Origin of the sequence: Daejeonella sp. (assembly GCF_030695525.1) — a bacterium.
In the GTDB taxonomy this organism is placed as follows: domain Bacteria; phylum Bacteroidota; class Bacteroidia; order Sphingobacteriales; family Sphingobacteriaceae; genus Daejeonella.
Window position 1 is genome coordinate 44,404 of record NZ_JAUYSS010000072.1, and the last position, 19,137, is coordinate 63,540.

Consider the following 19,137-nt stretch of genomic DNA (forward strand, 5'->3'; position numbering starts at 1 on the left):
AATTGGCCTTTCTCTATGTACATAAATTTGTAGTACCAAAGTCAAATAAGGCCCAACTCCGGATTTTATAAAATTTTAATCGTAATATTGCAATTAATCATGGGGCTAACCAAATCAGAAATATTCTCAGCTGAGCAAAACCATCTGGCTCAATTACTAAAGGCATTGGCTCATCCGGCACGTATTGCAATCCTGCAGGAGATCATGAAAGCAAACACCTGCATTTGTGGCGATTTGGTTACTGAGCTTGGTTTGGCACAAGCCACTATCTCACAGCATCTCAAAGAATTAAAAAATGCAGGTTTAATAAAGGGTACAGTTGAAGGGGCCAGTGTTTGTTATTGCATTAATCCTAAAACCTGGAAAATACTTGAAACAGAAATTGGAAACTTTCTTTCAGCGGTGAAGACTACCGACAGCTGCTGTTAAAAATTTTTTAAACTTAAATATCGTAATATTACAATAATATAAATAATAGATCATGAAAACTGAAGCAGAGATTAAAGAATTAGTCAGGCAAAAATACAGTGAGATTGCATTGCAGGACAAAACTACAAACGAAAGTTCATGCTGTGGTGCGGGTGGATGCAGTACCGAAGTGTACAATATCATGACTGATGATTATTCTGACCTGAAAGGTTATAATCCGGAGGCAGATCTGGGACTGGGTTGTGGTCTTCCAACCCAGTTCGCAGTAATTAAAAAGGGGGATGTTGTAATCGACCTTGGATCTGGTGCAGGTAATGATTGTTTTGTTGCGAGATCTGAAGCAGGTGAAAGTGGAAAAATCATCGGAATAGATTTTACCGAAGCCATGATCAATAAGGCAAGACAGAATGCAGAAAACCTGGGCTTTAATAATGTCGAATTTCGTCAGGGGGATATTGAGCATATGCCGGTAACATCAAACATAGCTGATGTAGTAGTTAGCAATTGTGTCCTCAATCTCGTTCCAAATAAGAACAATGTTTTTAAGGAAATATTCAGGGTTTTGAAACCGGGTGGCCATTTCAGCATCTCTGACGTGGTACTCAGCGGCAAACTTCCCGAGCAGCTTAAAAATGCAGCTGAGATGTATGCAGGCTGCGTTTCTGGAGCTATTCAGAAAGAAACCTATCTCGAACTGATCAAAATTAATGGCTTTACAGATATGAGGATACAAAAGGAAAAGCCGATCATTATTCCGGATGATATTCTGCAGAACTACCTTTCACCCGAAGAACTCAGTGCGTTTAAATCTGGAAATACAGGCATATTTAGCATCAGTGTTTACGCACAGAAACCATTGCTGTCAGAATGCTGTACACCCGGTGGAGGATGTTGTTAATAACAGGGTGATCTACAGGCATTTTGGATATAACCTTTACGGCTAAACATACGTAATAAGGGTTACCAAAACATACAGACCTATGACATACCAGCATCACATCTGTCATTACCGGCCGTTAAACAATAAAATTCCATATGCCAAGTTTGCTTTGGTATTTTTATCCATATTGATATTTAACACCATTACGGTCACTTTTTATCCACTTACATTCCTTTCACTGAGTTTATTTCTCAGTATTATTTTCCTCGTATTATGGTTAAGGCAGTACCGCAAAAGACAGAAAGTCTCGTTTATAGAAATAAGGGACAAAACCCTGAACTATTTTGATACAGAGAGCGAAGAGATCATAAAAGTTGCTGCTCAGGATATTACACATATCAGTACAAAACTTTGTGAACTCAGGGTTCATACGAAGGAAAGGGTACACCTGGTTAACCTGAAAGTCATAAGAAACGAGAAAAAGCGTTGGGAAATAAAAGAAAAGATCAGAACATTAAGTAACGCTGACAGGGTTTTGAACCCTGTCAGCGTTTAAAAGGCTGAAAGGGTTTTCAACCCCGCTTCCAGAATTTTCAATTTCGACAAAGCATCTTCCTTCTTTTGACGCTCAATGTCAACAACTTCCGGCTTTGCATTCTGTACAAAACGCTCATTAGATAGTTTTGCTTCCACAACACGTAAAAATCCATTGAGGTACTCAATTTCCTTTTCTATCCGAAGCTTCTCCACAGCCGGATCAATATTATTCTCAAGTGGCACAAAGAATTCATCCTTGCCGGCGATGAATGTACCTGCTCCGGCAACCGGCTCTTTCACAAATTCAGGTTCGGTAATATTGGCAAGTCTGGAAACAATAGTAAAATAATCCTGATAGCTGATTTCAGAATTGACCTTAATTTTTAGGGATAAAGCCTCTTTTGGAGAAATTTGTTTTGTATTTCTGATATTTCTGATCTCAGAGATCACCTGTTTTATGATATTAATATCATGTACAAGCGCTGCATCTATCTTGCCTGCTACCGGATAAGCTGCAACTATACAACATTCCATTTCTCCCCGCTGGGCAAACAGATCATCATGCCAAAGTTCTTCGCTCAGGAATGGCATTAAAGGGTGCAGTAATTTTAAGATGCGCTCAAAATAGTCAACAGTAATCTTGTAGGTCTCCTGATCTATAGGCTGCTGATAAGCAGGCTTGATCATTTCCAGATACCAGGCACAGAAATCATCCCAAACCAGTTTGTATATTCCCATCAGAGCCTCAGAAAGACGATACTGCTTATAATTGTCCTCAATTTCTATCAATGACTGATTAAAAGCAGATTCAAACCAATTGATTGCCTGCTGATTGCTATTGCTCAGCGCAGGATCAACTTCCCAACCCTTAACCAACCTGAAGGCATTCCATACTTTATTCGCAAAATTTCTGCCCTGCTCACAATAGCTTTCATCAAACATCAGGTCATTTCCGGCAGGTGAACACAAAAGCATACCCACCCTTACTCCGTCAGCTCCGTATTTTTCAATCAATCCGATAGGATCAGGAGAATTTCCTAATGATTTAGACATTTTCCTGCCCTGCTTATCACGTACAATCCCGGTCAAATAAACATTCCTGAATGGCACTTCGCCCCTGAACTCATGACCGGCCATAATCATCCTTGCGACCCAGAAGAACAGAATCTCGGGAGCTGTAACCAGATCATTGGTTGGATAATAATAATTGATATCGGCATTATCAGGATCCTTAAATCCGTCAAAAACAGAAATCGGCCAAAGCCAGGATGAAAACCAGGTATCAACCACATCGTCATCCTGCCTGATTTGGGTAAAATCAGAATCAGGGAACTGCTTTTTAAACTCTTCATAAGCTTCAGACTCAGTTTTCGCGACAACCCACTCCCCTTTTGCATTATACCATGCCGGAATGCGCTGTCCCCACCACAATTGCCTGCTGATACACCAGTCCTTAACGTTTTCCATCCAGTGTTTATAGGTATTTATAAACTTGTCTGGTATTAATTTTATCTCACCATTTAAAACATAGTCGAGCGCAGGTCCCGACATTTCAGACATTTTACAGAACCATTGCATAGATAGTTTGGGTTCTATTGCTGCATCGGTACGCTCAGAAAAACCAATTTGGGATTTATAGTCTTCAAGTTTTTCCAGATTACCGGCCTCTTCAAGCATCAAATGAATCTTCTTCCTGGCTGCAAAGCGATCCTCGCCTACCAGTATCTGAGCTTTTTCATTTAAAGTACCATCATCATTCAGAATATCGATAACCGAAAGCTTATGCCTTAAGCCCAGTTCATAATCATTCAGATCATGCGCAGGGGTCACTTTAAGGCAGCCCGTACCAAACTCCATATCCACATAATCATCCTGAATTACAGGTATTTTCCTGTTAATCAATGGAATATTTACCTGCTTACCCTTTAGAAATTCGAACCGGGTATCATTTGGATTGATACAGATCGCGGTATCGGCCATAATAGTTTCAGGCCTTGTTGTTGCCACGATCACATGATCAGGATAGCCTTGTGCAGGATCCACAATGTAGTACCGGATATAATATAATTTCTGATTTACTTCCTTACGGACCACCTCTTCATCCGAAACAGCAGTTTGCCCTTTTGGATCCCAGTTCACCATTCGGATTCCTCTGTAAATCCAGCCTTTTTTATAAAGATGAATGAAGGTATCTATTACCGCTTCCGAAAGATCATCTTCCATGGTAAAGCGGGTTCTGTCCCAATCACATGAAGCACCCAGCTTTTCTAGTTGCTTCAGTATAATACCACCATACTTATCCTTCCATTCGTAAGCATAGTTCAGAAATTCCTCTCTGCTCACATCCTTCTTTTCAATTCCCTGTTCCTTAAGCAATGCGACTACTTTTGCCTCTGTTGCAATCGAGGCATGGTCAGTTCCGGGTACCCAGCAGGCATTCTTGCCCTGCATTCTGGCCCTGCGAATTAAAACATCCTGGATCGTATTATTGAGCATATGACCCATGTGCAATACACCGGTGACATTAGGTGGTGGGATTACGATAGTATAAGGTTCTCTTTCATCTGGTACCGAACGAAAGAACTTCTTATCAAGCCAATATTTATACCATTTATCCTCAGTTTCTCTGGGATTATACGTCTTTGGAATGCTCATTTAATCAAGGGGAAAAATAACATGCGAAAATACGCTTTTGGGAGATATTATTGGAACATGCAGGCTCTGAAATTTTATAAATACCAATTCTAAGCTGAGAAATTAACCCTTAAATAGCTTTTTATTCACCGTTATGACCAGTAAATACAATATTATTATCATTTCGGTGTTATTTATACATCAGAATTTTTCAACTATGAAAATCATCTCATGGTCAAATATTATCAGATTTTTTCTCAATCACCTGAAATTAGGCCGGTTGCTTTCCTGGTTTAATAAGTAGATATAGTATTATTTTTCTAATCATCCATTAATCTGCTATTTTTACAGCCTGTTTTTACTAACCAAAAAATCATGAATAAGAATTACATTAAACTCATGCTCTTCGGGGCCATCTTTACCCTGTCTTTGCAGGTTTCCGCACAACATGATTCAAAACCAGTTAAAAAGCTTTCATTCATCGACAAGGAAAGTATGGATTTGAGCAAAAAACCTGGTGATGATTTCTATAATTATGCCAGCGGTACCTGGATAAAAAACAATCCTGTACCTGCCAAAGAAACCAGATGGGGAAGTTTTAATTTGCTTCGCGACTTTAACATTAGTGCAGTGAAGACGATCCTCGCTGAATCTGCTGATAATAAAAGTGCGGCTCCCGGCTCCATAGAAAAACGTGTCGGTGATTTTTATGCGGCGGGTATGGATAGTGTGACCATTGAAAAACTGGGATATAGTCCAATCCTTACTGACCTCGAAAAAGTGGCTCAGCTATCAGATCTTAATGGCCTTATCAATCATGCCGCTGAAATGAGGACATCCGGAGCCGGCTCTCCATTTTTTGGGTTTTTTGTCGGACAGGATAGAAAATACGTTAAAAATATCGTCCCGCAGCTTTTTCAGGGAGGAACTACCCTACCCGATCGCGACTATTATTTGAAGGACGATCCAAGAAGTCTGCAAATTCAGGAATCCTATAAAAAGTATGTTTCCAAACTTTTTACCCTTACAGGTTCAAGCCATGCTGAGGCTGAAAAAAATGCAGATATCATTTTTTCTATGGAGAAGACGTTGGCAGCCGCCCAAATGAGCCGTTTGGAGATGCGCGATCCATATAAAACATATAATAAGTTTGCCATTGCAGAACTCAGCAAAACAACACCTAACCTTAACTGGGAGACTTTACTCCCATTAATGAAGGTTACCGGACAGGATACTGTGTTAGTGAACTCTCCAAAATTCTTTACTGAACTGAATTCATTGCTAGGTTCAACACCACTTGATGATCTCAAAACCTACATGAAATGGAATGTTCTTAAAAGTTCAGCACCATACCTAAGTTCTGATTTTGTTGATGCCAGCTTTGCATTTACACAAACTCTGACAGGTCAGAAAGTACAAACTCCACGCTGGCAACGCATGTCCTCTTTATCAGATGGCTCTGTTGGCGACCTACTCGGACAGATCTATGTAAAAAAACACTTCAAGCCTGAAGCAAAAGCCAGAATGCAGGAACTGGTAAACAATTTGGTAAAAGCATATGAGATCAGGATAAAAAATCTGGATTGGATGACTGATGTGACCAAACAAAAGGCCCTTGATAAACTTTATGCGTTTACTCCAAAGATTGCTTACCCCGACAAATGGAAAAATTACGAGGGATTGGAAATTAACAGAGAAACATTTTTTGACAATGTCAGAAATGCAGGTTCCTGGAGCTATTCTGAAATGCTGAAACAATTGGACAAACCTGTTGATAAAACACGCTGGGCTATGACTGCACCTACAGTAAATGCCTATTACAACCCGGTAAATAACGAAATTGTATTCCCTGCCGGCATCCTCCAATTCCCTTTCTTTGATGCAAATGCCGATGATGCGGTAAACTATGGTGGCATTGGAGCAGTTATTGGCCATGAGATTTCCCATGGCTTTGATGATTCAGGAAGCCAGTACGATAAAGACGGTACTTTGCGCAATTGGTGGACTGACGAAGACAGAAGCAGGTTCAAAGTTAAAGCAACTGCCCTTCAGGAACAATTTGATGCTTATACAGTACTTGATACCATTCACGTGAATGGGAAGCTAACACTTGGTGAGAATATTGGTGACCTGGGTGGTCTGAATGCAGCCTATGAAGCCTTCAAAATGACCAAACAAGGACAAAGTAATGTTAAAATTGATGGTTTCACCCCCGATCAGCGTTTCTTCCTTTCATGGGCGCAGGTATGGAAAGGTAATATTTTAAACGAAACCGCTGCACAGTTAATCGTTACAGATACTCATTCTCCCGGCCCATACCGTACTATTGGTGCACCGGTAAATATGGATGCATGGTATAAAGCTTTTGATGTAAAACCTGGTGATAAACTATACAAAAAACCAGAGGATCGAATCAGAATATGGTAGTACCATATTAATAATATTGTTAATTAGATTTATAGCCCTTTGTTTGTATTTTCGAACAAAGGGCTTTTTCTGTCGCATAAATGAATTATATCGACCTGATATTAATTAGCATCATCCTACTGGCAGTTTGGCGAGGCTGGGCCAAAGGCTTTCTTGTATCTGCAACAGAAATTTTTATCTGGCTGGGTAGCCTCATTGTTGCCCTGCTATTTTCAGAATTCCTTGCTACGGCTCTTGAAGAACTGTTTGACATTTCGATACACTTATTGAGACCTCTGAGCTTTGTCCTGATCCTGACCATATCCAGCAGGATGATATTTGCTACCTGCGACAGAATCATAGGAAATATACCGGAATCAAAAAATGAAAATAGGTTTAATAAGCTAGGAGGAATAATCCCGGGATTGTTCTCTGGTGTATTGTATGCCCTATTACTTTCCATTTTCTTTCTGCTCTACCCTGTGGGGGATGCCACAAAAGAAGCCCAAAAAAGTATTATTGCGAACACATTATCACAAAAACCAAGCTGGGCTGGAGAACGGGTAAATAATACCCTAAATGATCTCAAAAATAAATTTGGCAGAAGTCTTACTATTTTTCCAAATGGGAAAGAAATTATCCCATTACCATTTAAAGTGCTGGAGCCCCGGTTAAGAAGAGAGTTGGAGCTTAGAATGCTTGATATGATTAATAAGGAAAGAGAAAAACTGGGGCTACCAGTCTTGTATTTTGATGAAGAACTGGCCGCAGTAGCCAGAAAACATTCAAAAGATATGTTCCGAAGAGGATATTTTTCTCATTATAATCCTGAAGGGAATAGCCCTTTCGACAGAATCAGGCGAGAGGGAATTCAGTTCAGAATTGCAGGAGAAAACCTGGCTTTGGCTCAAAATCTGAGCCTTGCACATTATGGATTAATGGAATCCACTACCCATCGTGCTAACATAGAGCATAAGGCATTCGGTAGAGTTGGTATAGGAATTCTGGATGGAGGATATAATGGTCTAATGATCACTCAGTTATTCAGAAACTAACACTTAAAAGCAAAATCAGAGTCAAATCCCAGACTCTTTTTTTTAAATTTGAAGCATATCAAATCCAAGTACGGAAATTGATTTTATTATAAATTCACATAACAAATTGGCCATATTATTGTTATAGTTTCAGGATCATCCATAAACCAATTAAACACTGTCTATGCATAGGTATTTTTTCGCTTTTTTTTGTTTATTAAGCAGCCAGTTAGTCGCGCAGATAAAAAACCCGGAATACAAACAAGTACTGGATAGTCTCTACCAGAATACTGTGCCACTCATCACTATTGATGAATTCAGTACCATTGATAAATATAATCTATACATCCTTGACACCCGGGAAGAAGATGAATTTAAGGTCAGTCACATTAAAAATGCACGGCATGTCGGAAATTTCTGGTTCGATATGCGCAAGGTATATGATATCCCGGTAAATTCAACAATTGTAGTTTATTGCTCAGTTGGAATACGAAGTGAGAAAATCGGGGAAAAATTGATCGATGCAGGTTATAAAAACGTCCTGAATCTCTATGGAGGCATTTTTGAATGGGTTAACCAGGGCAATCCTGTCTATAACCAAAATGGAGTTCAAACCGCCGAAATTCACACCTATAACAATAACTGGGATCGCTGGGCAGAACGCGGCACCAAAGTCAATTAATCTGTAATTCCTACAAAACCCGGCATGGATCATTTAAGTTTTGCGCTCACTTCCGACGGCTCTAAAACCATTTTTAATGAAAAAGTTGGAGAACATTATCACTCCCGTCACGGTGCCTTACAGGAAAGTAAACATGTTTTCCTCAATACCGGGATGCGATATTTTCTTGAAAAAAGCGGACTAAAAAAAGTGAAAATTCTGGAAGTTGGTTTTGGCACAGGGCTCAATTTTTTGATAACTGCTGATTTTTGCCTGGAAAACAATATTCAGCTTGATTATACCGGCATTGAAGCCCATCCCCTCAAACCGGAAATGATTGCGGATACCGGATACGAGGAATATATCGCTCATGACCTATGGGATTCATTCACAGCGCAATACGAGGAAGCCCAGAAATCTTCAGTAGATATCGGCAAATTATGTACACTAAAGATAGCATCTGAAAAAATGCTTGATTTTAACTCTAAAGAGCCTTTTGATGTTGTTTACTTTGATGCATTTGCCGCTGTCCATCAGCTAGAGATGTGGAATCAAGAATCCCTGAAACATATTTCCAAATTCCTAAATACAGGCGGTGTATTTGTGACTTATGCGATAACCGGGGATCTGAAAAGAACTATGAAAAGTTTAGGTTTTACAATAGAAAAAGCGCCGGGTGCAGCGGGAAAGCGTGAGATGCTACGGGCGGTAAAAATTTAAATAGTTCCATAAAACGAGTTTTAATTCATGCTAAACCTGAGTATTTAATACCTTCTTTATTTTGTATGAATTCAATTCCCAAGTAAGCATTCAAAAATAAAATCTCAATAGTTATGAATGGCGTTTGATTATACGATCAAAGACCAACAGGGAAAATATTTCATTCCTTCGCAAAGCGCAGAATATTTTTACTGCCCGGAAGGGTTTCTGGAATTAGATTCTGAATAGTATTGCCTTACTGGACTTATTAGGATCAGAGAGACTCTATTACCTAAGGTTCGGCATGCCCCGCGGAACAGGTCGAACAGCTCGCTAGAAAATTATCCCTTTAATCAAATTTGCACCGCATATCTCAAAGAACTAATAACAATTTAAGAATAAAATCTGCAACTTGATTGACTCAATGGCAAGCCTTCCAGGTACTATTTATAAATCCATTACAGAAGTTCTCTTTGTTCGGATAACAGTTTGCTTAAAACCAAAAATAAATCTTCAAACAGGCTGTCAGCACTGCAGCACATTTCGAATAACAAATGGTCTTGCGAGATAATCGTTTTAAATGAGTGCGTAAACTGAGGTTAGTACGCTCTTTCCTGTTGATATTATAAGCCTTTACCGTATGAAGCTGTTGCGGTATCAAGCTTTTATACGTAGTTAGCCCATCGGTATAAATTCTGCTGGCTGCTGAAATCAACAGCGTATTTATTAACACTTCTATATTTTTCTTTGTCCGTCTACCGACCCTGAAATCCACTACTTTTTTACTGTGCCGATCTATCGCATAAATTACCCATTGTTCATTATCCTTACGTTTTACATAAGTTTTCAACTCATCTGCTTCATAAATCCTTCCAATTGCAATGGACGGTTTTTTAATGGTTTCTGCTATTCTAAGTATTCGCTTTATGACGGTGACTGGAGAAATATGTAATAGACGCGATATACTACGAATACCACAGCTTTCTTTTATCAAACCAACGATCTGCTGATCAACATTCGGCTTACAGGCATTATAATAGTAGGCAAGGCATTGAGTTACACCACATTTCCTGCAACGGTATCGCTGTTTTCCATTTATACTACCCCATTTGGAACACAGACCAGAACATTTTAAGCATTGCATAAATTTTTTAGCAAACCTAAAGCGGTAGAGTGCAATTATATTGCACCACCAACAAATCTGTAACAGGTTAGCGCTGATCAGGCAGTTACGAAACGTATAAAGGCTTAAAACGGAACCGGTAGTATAGAATTACCACCGATTATTAAACAATTTTAATTTATGAGATTGAATTTGTAATTGAAAATCAGCTAGTTAGATTAATACCAACAAATCTGTAACACTACCCAAAAACGTACATCTTGCTGACCGTTCAAAAAGAGATGGTCAGATTGTGTACCAACCCTAAATGTCTCACCTTCATTTCACCTTAAAGAGCTTTCAAGGCATAAATTCTCCTGCTTTGTCAGTCCGATTTATTCCATGTTCTCTTGACAGGTTCATGCACTTCGATGGTGGCGGCTTAACAAAGGAATGGGATGGTATATAAGTTTAATAAATCTGTGAGAGATTCTCTTTAAATTACTCCTCTGCATTCTTCAACGTAGCTGCGGGTTTTCCTTCCATACCCAGGTTAACCAGCTCTGCAATAAAGCTTGCGAACGGAGCTATATTCATTTCGGCACTGGCTTTTTCTAAGGCACTCATGTAATCTGTTCTTTTTTCTGCCGGGATAACTGTCCAGGGATATCCTCCAGAGGCGAGCATCACGTTCATTAAGAACCGCCCCATCCTTCCATTACCATCCATATATGGATGAATAAATACAAATACAAAATGTCCTAGCACTGCCCTGACTGAAGCTTCTGGTTCTTCTTCCAATAATTCAAATAAGACAGGCATCGTATCCCTCATGGCCTCTACACTTAGAGGGGTATGCTTTGAACCTCCGATAAATACCTGACTATTTCTATAACCTGCAAGATCTGATGCTTTAAGAATACCAGCTGAAACACTAGGGTCAAATAACTCCCTGTACCATTTCGGGTGATCCTGATCTGCCAGCTTGCCTGGTTGACCGTTATCTAAAATTGCGCTTATGGTTTCCTTTACCCTTTGGAATGCCTGCCAGTAGCCTCTCGCAGCCATAGCGTCCCTTTGTCTTTTATCCTCCTCATTGGTGCTCTTATCCCATTTTCCGCTACTCACCCGCTCTATAAGTTCTGGTGTTACTCGGTATCGTTCAATTGATAGTGAATGATAGGCATCTGTGATAAACAGGTCGTCTACGTTTTTGAGGTATTCTGCTTTCTTTAGAGGTATACCGGGAGCATTGGGAAATTTTTTAATAATTACCGTTCTCATGTCGTGCCAGAGAAGCTTGATCCTGTTAACATGAGCTGAACGTTCGCGTGATGATAGGTTGATACCCAGTTTATATTCAAAAGGGTCAGTTTCCCTGATATCATAACCCGCAGCTTTCATTGCATCTATAATTCCAGCTGCTATTTTATCTCTACCAAGATTACGAAATGCCCCGGCGAGACGGCCTGCTATTCGCGTATGGTTGTTATCAAGCAGAATGGGTAGAAGCTCAGATGAATCCCTGATCATGGAAAGGGCGGTTCTGGCATCAATAGGATTTGACAGAAAGATACTGGGAGTACTGTAAATAAGAGCCCCCTGAAGACTATACATTCGGATCTCCTTTTCAATAGTCACTATTTCTTTTGCAGGTAACTCCGCCTTTAAATTAAATAAGGATGTATTGTGAGGTAATGGCGTTATCGTATTGTTTGCTTTTGGCGCACGGACTACCAATTGCGCAGGGACAGCCCAGTTACCTGCATGGATCAGAAGCGAAGTTTCAGGAGCAATAGAGTACTCATTTCTGTATTTCTTCTTCAGAAACCTTGCGCAAAAGTCCCAGTACGAACTGAACCACGAAGTGCTGTCACCTTTCTGTTCCTCCGGATCGGACGGTATATACCATCCTTTGGAAACCTCGATCAGAAAACCATTTTTCACTAAAATTGATCGATGACTAGCCGATAGGTCGCTGGTATATATGGCCACAATTCCCTTGTCCTGGATTTCTTTGAGCGTTTTAAGAGCTGCAACAAATTTTTCTCTCGGGCTAGCCATTTCTATTGTTTTAAAGATTGCAAAAGCGATATTGTGCAATTACAATTATATACGCTCGTGCAATTACAATTATACGCATACGTGCAATTACAATTACATACAATCAAAAATATAAATAAAATATTAATAATGAATATCTTATCATATTTAATTTCGATGAGAGATAAGGAGAGGCGAGTATGAACAATCTTGGAAATGAAGTTAATGTTCATTATTTTTTTGTGTTCACGTTACGTGAACGATGCAATAAAATAAACACGAAAGCATATCAAATCGAACACGAGGGCCTCAACCGTTTTACCAAGCATGCGGGTATTAAAATAACTTCTCCTCTAAAAGATCCTTCCAAAGAATAAAGCCTTTTTGGTCATCAGAATAATCATGAACAATTCTGCTAAAGTTATCAGCATTGGTATCCAAATAAGCCTGGCGTCCATTTATTCTGATTTCGCCAAGTAATCGATCTATCTCCTTTACTTTTAAAGTTAACTCATGCATTGCCTTTTCAATATGCCAGATATAGGTAGCTTCCTCTGTATCCAGTGTTTCCCAAACGAGATGATATTGTTGAACGCCAGAAACTAAGAAAACAAAGGAAAATGGTTCAAGAACAAAGCGGAGCTTAAGTATTGCGCTTTCATGTATCTTAGAAAGATACCGGAGATGCCGATGATGTTTGTAGTGTTTCAATGACAGGATATTTTCCAGCAAATCCTCCTCACTACCATAAAGTCCTTGAGCTTCACCTCCTTGCAATTGCTCTGCGTCCAGCAAATTTGTTTTACCGGATGGTACTCCCTTTATTATTCCCTTATTTAAAAATCGAAATTTAACGCTGTCGATAACTTCGCGATTGATCTTATCCAGATCTATGGAAGCAGCTGATTTAAATATCAACCGATTATGCTGAACCGTTGCCTGGATGTGAATATTTACGCTATCCTTTTTCAGGAACTTTATAAAATAGGGTTTAAGGACACTGAATTCAGGGCGGATATTCAGGTTTTCGATCTCAAAGTCGATCTCTTCATCGTTAGACAATTCCCATCTGTACTTAAATGCTATCGAACCAAACTTAAATGCAAGGGTTTCAATAGGAACTTCAATACGCTCATTAATTTTTCCGCTTATCGCTTCGCTCTCATCTGAGCCAGTGTTTAAATCATTGATCTTTATTTTATTGTAGTAAGCATTTCTTTTTTGGAATAGCTTTTCCAGGTAAAGAATATTACGATCCCGGTAATCATAAATAGTCGGTGCAATTTCCGACCGTTGAACTCGTCCGATATATTGAACCAGCTTACCTTCAAAAGCGAAGGGGTAAACCAAAAATAACGTGGTAATATTTTGAACATCTGTACCTTCTCCGAAATATTGGCCTGTCGTTATCAGGACTTGAAAATCACCATTCTTAATCGCAGTCCATTTAGATTTTTTCTGTGATTCCAAATCTTCGCCACTAATAGTGATAGTATCATAAGTTTGCTTTAGATATTGTTGTAGTGAGGTAATGTGCTCTTTGCGTTCGGTTAATATGACTACTTTCTTTCCTGTGTTTAATTCGGACGTTACATCGTTTAAAATGAGCTGGTTTCGAGCCGAATCGTGTACCAGGATCTTAAAAAGTGTTTCAAACTTGTCTGTTTTTATATTAAACGGAACAAACAGCCCGGTATCCCGGATCTTAATCTTAGCACCTTGATGATGGGTAATTTCAGGGCTTTTGATCTCATGGATTATTTCTCCCAGGTGAATGAATATCAATTTACCATCATTGTACTTTCTAAAGGGTGTTGCAGTTAACCCATATAAATAATAACTATTTAACTTAGAGATTACCTTCTGATACGTTTCCGCCGGAACATGATGACATTCATCTATGATAATAGTTCCAAAAGCATTACACAAGTCTGCGCCATCCTCTGATTCAAGTACCTTTTCCATGCTCTGAATCATTGCAACGGTAATCTGCTTTCCAAGCTTATTTCTTCCGGCGCCAATTTTTCCTATATCCTTCTTTACAATGCCCAAAAAAGATTCTATTCGCTCTATCCATTGATCGGCTAAAGTTTTCCGATGAACCAAAATTAACGTCGGCTGTTGTTTTGTCTGAATTATGGCTAAACTCACTATGGTCTTTCCAGCTCCTGGTGGGGCAACAATGACTCCAAAATCTTTTTTATTTGCTGCGTCTTTAGCCGCTTTTTGATATTCTCTTAATTCAATGGTGCCTTTAAATAGTATAGACTCCTTTTGTATTCGTTGGTCATTCAGAATATAGTCAATTTGCTTTTCTATACAGAAACGCAATAGTTTGCCAATAAAGCCCCGCGGTATCAATATATCTTCAGATGTCTCATTTAATAATTTGAAGTAGCGCTTAACGCCAAAGGTGCTTTTATTGATATTCTTCTTTACTTGAAATTCCGTATTAGCAAAGTTTAATTCTTCTTTCAGAAAAGAAACCAGCGATGCTGGCAAATTGGTTCTGCCTATACTAATCTCATTGTGTAAAGAGATAATCACTTTACCGGAAGCATCTTCTGTCGGCTGAAATAGGCCCTCTGATATGCTTACTTGCCCGGTTAGATCTTTATAGAGTTCATTTAGGTAAGCTATTTCAGCTCTTTTAATTGATTCAAAAAACTTCCATTGATCGTCATAAGGTGTTAGTGTTTCCGGATCAACGAAACAGCTGTTACCCTTATCTAAGCTGGACTTATTTAGAGGCAAGGCAATTAAATTGCCTACACCTTTCTTAGAAAGGGTATCCTGATTGGGGAAAAGGCGGTCAAAGCTTGAGTTTTTATCGAATATGGAGATGATGCCGGATTTCTCCAGCAATGTCAAGACTATTTTACGGCTTCGAAATGCTTCATAAGGCTCCTCAAAAAATATCCAAACGTGTCCACCCTTTCCAGAACGGGATCGCTCCAAATAGGCAGGAAGGCTATGTTCCTCACAAATCTTTAAAAATGACCGACATTCGTCTACCCAATTTAATTCATCAAAATCTGCAGCTATCAACCAGGATGTATTATTTTGAAGCAGAGGGTAGAGACCCACAACCTGCTCACCATTAAGGTGCTTTAAGAGTTCCTGATCATTTAAAGGTTTGTATGTTTTGTCATGGAATGATTGGAATGTACCTCCCTTTGCCAGATGCAGTTTATACCAGTGAGGGTCAAAACTAAAAGCCGGCATGTAATTTCCTTTGCCGTTCTTTTCCCAACTCACGGCAAAAACATCCTCTCGACCTTTAAAGAGAGACTTATATAGGTTTAACTGATCAGTAGTAATTGAGGTCTTCATTTCATATTCAGCAACTCATTCACCATTTCCGAGAGGAATGATCGCCCGACAGTAAATCTATATGATTATATATTAACCCCATAATTCAGGAACACACTTTCTACCTAGATTCTTAAGGCTCTTTACTGAACAATGATTAGTTAGCGCAACCTTTTCCTCAACGCCGACATACACAAGAACATTGTTGTTTTAAATCTGTTAATTAAGAAAACCAACTTTGTTAATTCTGTATACTAAAAATTGTTAATTGTTGATAAATACATTCCTTTATTAACATATTGATAAACAGATACTTTTTTGCTAAACTTGTTAAGTTTAAAAGTCGCGACTGTTAAATCATAAAATCCACTATGTCAAAAATTGATTTCAAACACATAGATCTGAAACTGTATGAGCCATCCTTTGGAGCTACATTGACAATGTTAAGCATAGAACTATAAAGCTAAAGCGTCTGAACTAGGATTTTAATCATACAAGTGCAAAAACAGCACATTGGAAATTATAGCAATCCCAAAAATCAAATAAATCATAGTTCAGACAATGAATGAACAGGAAGTAAAATCTCTACTTTTAGTTCTATTTTTAAATCCTCATTTATCAGGAGTTCGGAATGTGAAGAAATTTCCCACACCAAAATAACAAGATCAAAATCCTATTTTTGCAACATTAATCCCGATAAATGTCCGCAAATCCAATCCCTCCTTCCGCCGATACACCTGCAAAGTCCTTTGAACGTTTGTTAACGATCATGAATACCCTTCGTGAGCAATGCCCCTGGGATAAGAAGCAAACGATGGAAACACTCAGGCATCTCACGATTGAAGAGACCTACGAACTTTCTGATGCTATCCTTGAAGGGGACATGAACGAGATCAGAAAAGAACTGGGTGATATTATGCTTCATCTCGTGTTTTACACACGCATCGCTTCTGAAACTAATGATTTTAATATTGCTGATGTCCTGAACGGCATCTGTGATAAACTGATCCACAGGCATCCGCATATTTACAGCGATGTACAGGTTAATGATGAAGCTGATGTAAAACGCAATTGGGAGCAACTGAAATTAAAAGAGGGCAATAAATCAGTGCTCGAAGGGGTCCCTGCTTCATTGCCGGCCCTGATCAAAGCTTCAAGAATTCAGGAAAAAGCAAGAGGCGTTGGTTTCGACTGGGAAGAAAAGGCTCAGGTATGGGATAAGGTGGAAGAAGAATTGAGGGAATTCAGGGATGAATTTAACACCGATGATAATACAGCCATTGATAAAGAGAAGGCTGAAGGGGAATTCGGCGATCTGATGTTTTCTTTAATAAACTACGCTCGTTTCATCGATATCAACCCGGAAGATGCTCTCGAAAAAACAAACAAGAAGTTTATAAAGCGTTTTCAATATCTTGAAAGCAAGGCAAAAGAGCTTGGCAAAAGCCTGAAAGACATGACTTTATCTGAAATGGATATTTTCTGGAATGAAGCCAAAACTCAAAAATAAGCCTTCTCGAGAAAATAAATTGGGACCATTCTCAAGAAGCAATGACAAGTATTTTGTCATTGCCAACGCAGCCTCTTGTCATCGGGAGCACAGTCTCTTGTTATTGCGATCAGCCCTAGGCTGAGAAGCAATCTCCTACAATCATTAGATTGCTTCATCGTGCCTGGCCGTCCGGCCAAGCGAGCCTCCTACTCATGACATGTTATAGAGGCTTATAAATTATCCTTTTAGATTTCTCAAATGTTTTACTCTTGCTAAGACGCGTAATATATCACCTAAGCATATGATGATATGTTGCTATTTGCGTCTTAACGAGAGCCATTTTAGCATATTCAATTCCCTATAGCCCAATGTCACTATTTAAGATTTGATTTCATATTAAATACAAATTAGTATGTCTTGAATTATTTTTTACTTTTTTGATTTTGACGAACAATTCCAAATTATAGGATATTTAGCCCGCTCATGGCCGCGGGGCCTAGTCCTTTTCCTGCAGCCCGCCCGGATGAACCCGTTCGGACGGGCAGAAAAGGACCATGCCGAGGAGGAACGACGAGACCATGAGTACCTTAAAAACAATAGACAAAAACGAATAAATGCCGCCGCTGTCCCGAAGGTTCGGGAATGCTTTGAAGGTTTCTGCTTAGGGCTGGACAATTTTGCCGCACCATCCGACCTGGGCGGAGGAAGAAAGGTTATTAAAGGGGGCTGCTAGCCTGGCGTATAATATGATATTTGGTATAATTAGCAGGATCCTAGGCGTGTCGCCTTTGCAATAACATTCATATACTTTTTTTGCGGCATCGGACAGGGCGGTAAATTGAAGAGTTTCCATAGCTCTAACTTTCATAGCCCTGTACGCAGCCGTTGATGGATGAACATTCCTAAACCTCTAACGTTAATCTTAGCAGCCTTAAAATTTCAATAAAGGGGAATTAATTTGAATGAATAAGGATTTCCTGAGCGCGGGGAGGACAAAACGACGGGCCGGGTGTATGGCCTCTAGGGGTGGGAGCTTCGTTTTGTCTTGATTTTTTGGTTACTTTTTCATCAAGGAAAAAGTGAATAGGCCTCAGCGGCTATGAGCGGTTTAAAATTTGAGAATACACGGAATAATTTTAATCCTTAATAAATATAACCTACTGCATATTAAATATTAAAAGCACTAAATAATGGCATTGGCACTGCGCTCGCGAGGAGGCACGACGAAGCAATCTAATGACGTTTAGCACTATTAGTAAGGGGATTGCTTCTCCGCCTTGGTCGGATCGCAATGACATACTATTGATTATTGTGTTGAAATATAATTTTTCATATTCAAATTGATTTAAACCTCAGAAACATCTGCTCTAAGGGCACCCTTCCCTAATCAAAATATTTTTTATAATCGATGTAGCATTTCTGTATCCTGATTCGTCTTAGGTATATAAAACCCTATATATGAGAACTACAGGATTACTTTTACTTTTTTCGATTTTACTTTTTGCAGCATCATGTTCAGACAAAATTAATCTGAGCTTATTGGATGGAAACTATAACGGTTATTACTATTATACCGGCCCCGGCGAAACCAAAACCATAAAAAGCCAAAATACTGTAACAGTCAATCTTTCAGGCAAAGAGTACCATTCAAGTGGTGACGCTTCAAGAATACCGGCCGGAGGAGCCGGTGAATTTACTCTGGTGGATAAGGAAGAAGTACAGTTTAACGATAAACATATCTGGACTGCCGATTTCGACTGGAACTTAATTCTGAACGGACGATTTATTTATGAACTTAAAAATGACAGTTTAATTTTGACACGTAAATTTGAAATTTGCAAAACTTGCGCCATTAAGCCGGGAATGTTACCCGGATCATATCAATACCGGTTGAAGAGAACAAATTGA

Annotated in this window: 13 protein-coding genes; 9 read left to right on the forward strand and 4 right to left on the reverse strand. The window is 39.2% G+C overall.

What is annotated here, in order from left to right:
• Positions 1 to 99: 99 nt before the first annotated feature.
• From Q8S11_RS17300 to Q8S11_RS17310, 3 genes are all read left to right on the forward strand, one after another.
• Positions 100 to 429, forward strand: a complete 330-nt coding sequence (locus Q8S11_RS17300; RefSeq protein ID WP_305663371.1) for a helix-turn-helix transcriptional regulator — start codon at positions 100 to 102, stop codon at positions 427 to 429.
• Between the two features lie 52 nt (positions 430 to 481).
• Positions 482 to 1,327, forward strand: a complete 846-nt coding sequence (locus Q8S11_RS17305) for an arsenite methyltransferase (protein WP_305663372.1) — start codon at positions 482 to 484, stop codon at positions 1,325 to 1,327.
• Between the two features lie 82 nt (positions 1,328 to 1,409).
• Positions 1,410 to 1,865, forward strand: coding sequence for a hypothetical protein (locus Q8S11_RS17310; RefSeq protein ID WP_305663373.1), 456 nt, complete (start codon positions 1,410 to 1,412; stop codon positions 1,863 to 1,865).
• Here Q8S11_RS17310 and Q8S11_RS17315 read toward each other — a convergent pair.
• Complete coding sequence (locus tag Q8S11_RS17315; protein WP_305663374.1) at positions 1,862 to 4,501, reverse strand: valine--tRNA ligase; 2,640 nt, start codon at positions 4,499 to 4,501, stop codon at positions 1,862 to 1,864. The two genes, Q8S11_RS17310 and Q8S11_RS17315, sit on opposite strands and share 4 nt — an antisense overlap.
• 354 nt (positions 4,502 to 4,855) lie before the next feature.
• Here Q8S11_RS17315 and Q8S11_RS17320 point away from each other — a divergent pair, with 354 nt between their 5' ends.
• The 4 genes from Q8S11_RS17320 to mnmD all read left to right on the forward strand — a co-directional run bounded on the left by Q8S11_RS17320 (position 4,856) and on the right by mnmD (position 9,301).
• The gene (locus tag Q8S11_RS17320; RefSeq protein ID WP_305663375.1) at positions 4,856 to 6,907 is read left to right on the forward strand and encodes a M13 family metallopeptidase; all 2,052 of its coding nucleotides are present in this window, start codon (positions 4,856 to 4,858) and stop codon (positions 6,905 to 6,907) included.
• Positions 6,908 to 6,987: 80 nt separating this feature from the next.
• Positions 6,988 to 7,941: a CvpA family protein gene (locus Q8S11_RS17325; protein WP_305663376.1), complete on the forward strand. Its 954-nt coding sequence runs from the start codon at positions 6,988 to 6,990 to the stop codon at positions 7,939 to 7,941.
• A gap of 163 nt (positions 7,942 to 8,104) precedes the next feature.
• A complete protein-coding gene (locus Q8S11_RS17330) occupies positions 8,105 to 8,602 on the forward strand; it encodes a rhodanese-like domain-containing protein (RefSeq protein WP_305663377.1) in 498 nt (165 codons plus the stop codon).
• Positions 8,603 to 8,626: 24 nt separating this feature from the next.
• Positions 8,627 to 9,301: a tRNA (5-methylaminomethyl-2-thiouridine)(34)-methyltransferase MnmD gene (gene mnmD, locus Q8S11_RS17335; RefSeq protein WP_305663378.1), complete on the forward strand. Its 675-nt coding sequence runs from the start codon at positions 8,627 to 8,629 to the stop codon at positions 9,299 to 9,301.
• Between the two features lie 472 nt (positions 9,302 to 9,773).
• Here the strand turns inward: mnmD and Q8S11_RS17340 are convergent, their stop codons facing one another.
• The 3 genes from Q8S11_RS17340 to Q8S11_RS17350 form a co-directional block, all read right to left on the reverse strand.
• Complete coding sequence (locus tag Q8S11_RS17340) at positions 9,774 to 10,424, reverse strand: IS1 family transposase (protein ID WP_305663379.1); 651 nt, start codon at positions 10,422 to 10,424, stop codon at positions 9,774 to 9,776.
• Between the two features lie 459 nt (positions 10,425 to 10,883).
• Positions 10,884 to 12,446, reverse strand: a complete 1,563-nt coding sequence (locus Q8S11_RS17345) for a Fic family protein (protein WP_305663380.1) — start codon at positions 12,444 to 12,446, stop codon at positions 10,884 to 10,886.
• 315 nt (positions 12,447 to 12,761) lie between these two features.
• Positions 12,762 to 15,758 carry a DEAD/DEAH box helicase gene (locus Q8S11_RS17350; RefSeq protein WP_305663381.1) on the reverse strand — a complete coding sequence of 999 codons (2,997 nt, stop codon included), beginning with the start codon at positions 15,756 to 15,758 and terminating at the stop codon, positions 12,762 to 12,764.
• 679 nt (positions 15,759 to 16,437) lie between these two features.
• On the opposite strand from Q8S11_RS17350, the gene mazG reads away from it, so the two are divergent.
• Both mazG and Q8S11_RS17360 read left to right on the forward strand, forming a co-directional pair.
• Positions 16,438 to 17,247 (forward strand): nucleoside triphosphate pyrophosphohydrolase, encoded by an 810-nt coding sequence (gene mazG / locus Q8S11_RS17355; RefSeq protein ID WP_305663382.1) that lies wholly within the window; start codon positions 16,438 to 16,440, stop codon positions 17,245 to 17,247.
• A 1,440-nt stretch (positions 17,248 to 18,687) separates the two neighbouring features.
• The gene (locus Q8S11_RS17360) at positions 18,688 to 19,137 is read left to right on the forward strand and encodes a hypothetical protein (RefSeq protein WP_305663383.1); all 450 of its coding nucleotides are present in this window, start codon (positions 18,688 to 18,690) and stop codon (positions 19,135 to 19,137) included.

Coding starts and splice junctions, on each gene's coding strand:
- Q8S11_RS17300 (WP_305663371.1), top strand. CDS start 100: ATGGGGCTAACCAAATCAGAAATATTCTCAGCTGAGCAAAACCATCTG.
- Q8S11_RS17305 (WP_305663372.1), top strand. CDS start 482: ATGAAAACTGAAGCAGAGATTAAAGAATTAGTCAGGCAAAAATACAGT.
- Q8S11_RS17310 (WP_305663373.1), top strand. CDS start 1,410: ATGACATACCAGCATCACATCTGTCATTACCGGCCGTTAAACAATAAA.
- Q8S11_RS17315 (WP_305663374.1), bottom strand. CDS start 4,501: ATGAGCATTCCAAAGACGTATAATCCCAGAGAAACTGAGGATAAATGG.
- Q8S11_RS17320 (WP_305663375.1), top strand. CDS start 4,856: ATGAATAAGAATTACATTAAACTCATGCTCTTCGGGGCCATCTTTACC.
- Q8S11_RS17325 (WP_305663376.1), top strand. CDS start 6,988: ATGAATTATATCGACCTGATATTAATTAGCATCATCCTACTGGCAGTT.
- Q8S11_RS17330 (WP_305663377.1), top strand. CDS start 8,105: ATGCATAGGTATTTTTTCGCTTTTTTTTGTTTATTAAGCAGCCAGTTA.
- mnmD (WP_305663378.1), top strand. CDS start 8,627: ATGGATCATTTAAGTTTTGCGCTCACTTCCGACGGCTCTAAAACCATT.
- Q8S11_RS17340 (WP_305663379.1), bottom strand. CDS start 10,424: ATGCAATGCTTAAAATGTTCTGGTCTGTGTTCCAAATGGGGTAGTATA.
- Q8S11_RS17345 (WP_305663380.1), bottom strand. CDS start 12,446: ATGGCTAGCCCGAGAGAAAAATTTGTTGCAGCTCTTAAAACGCTCAAA.
- Q8S11_RS17350 (WP_305663381.1), bottom strand. CDS start 15,758: ATGAAGACCTCAATTACTACTGATCAGTTAAACCTATATAAGTCTCTC.
- mazG (WP_305663382.1), top strand. CDS start 16,438: ATGTCCGCAAATCCAATCCCTCCTTCCGCCGATACACCTGCAAAGTCC.
- Q8S11_RS17360 (WP_305663383.1), top strand. CDS start 18,688: ATGAGAACTACAGGATTACTTTTACTTTTTTCGATTTTACTTTTTGCA.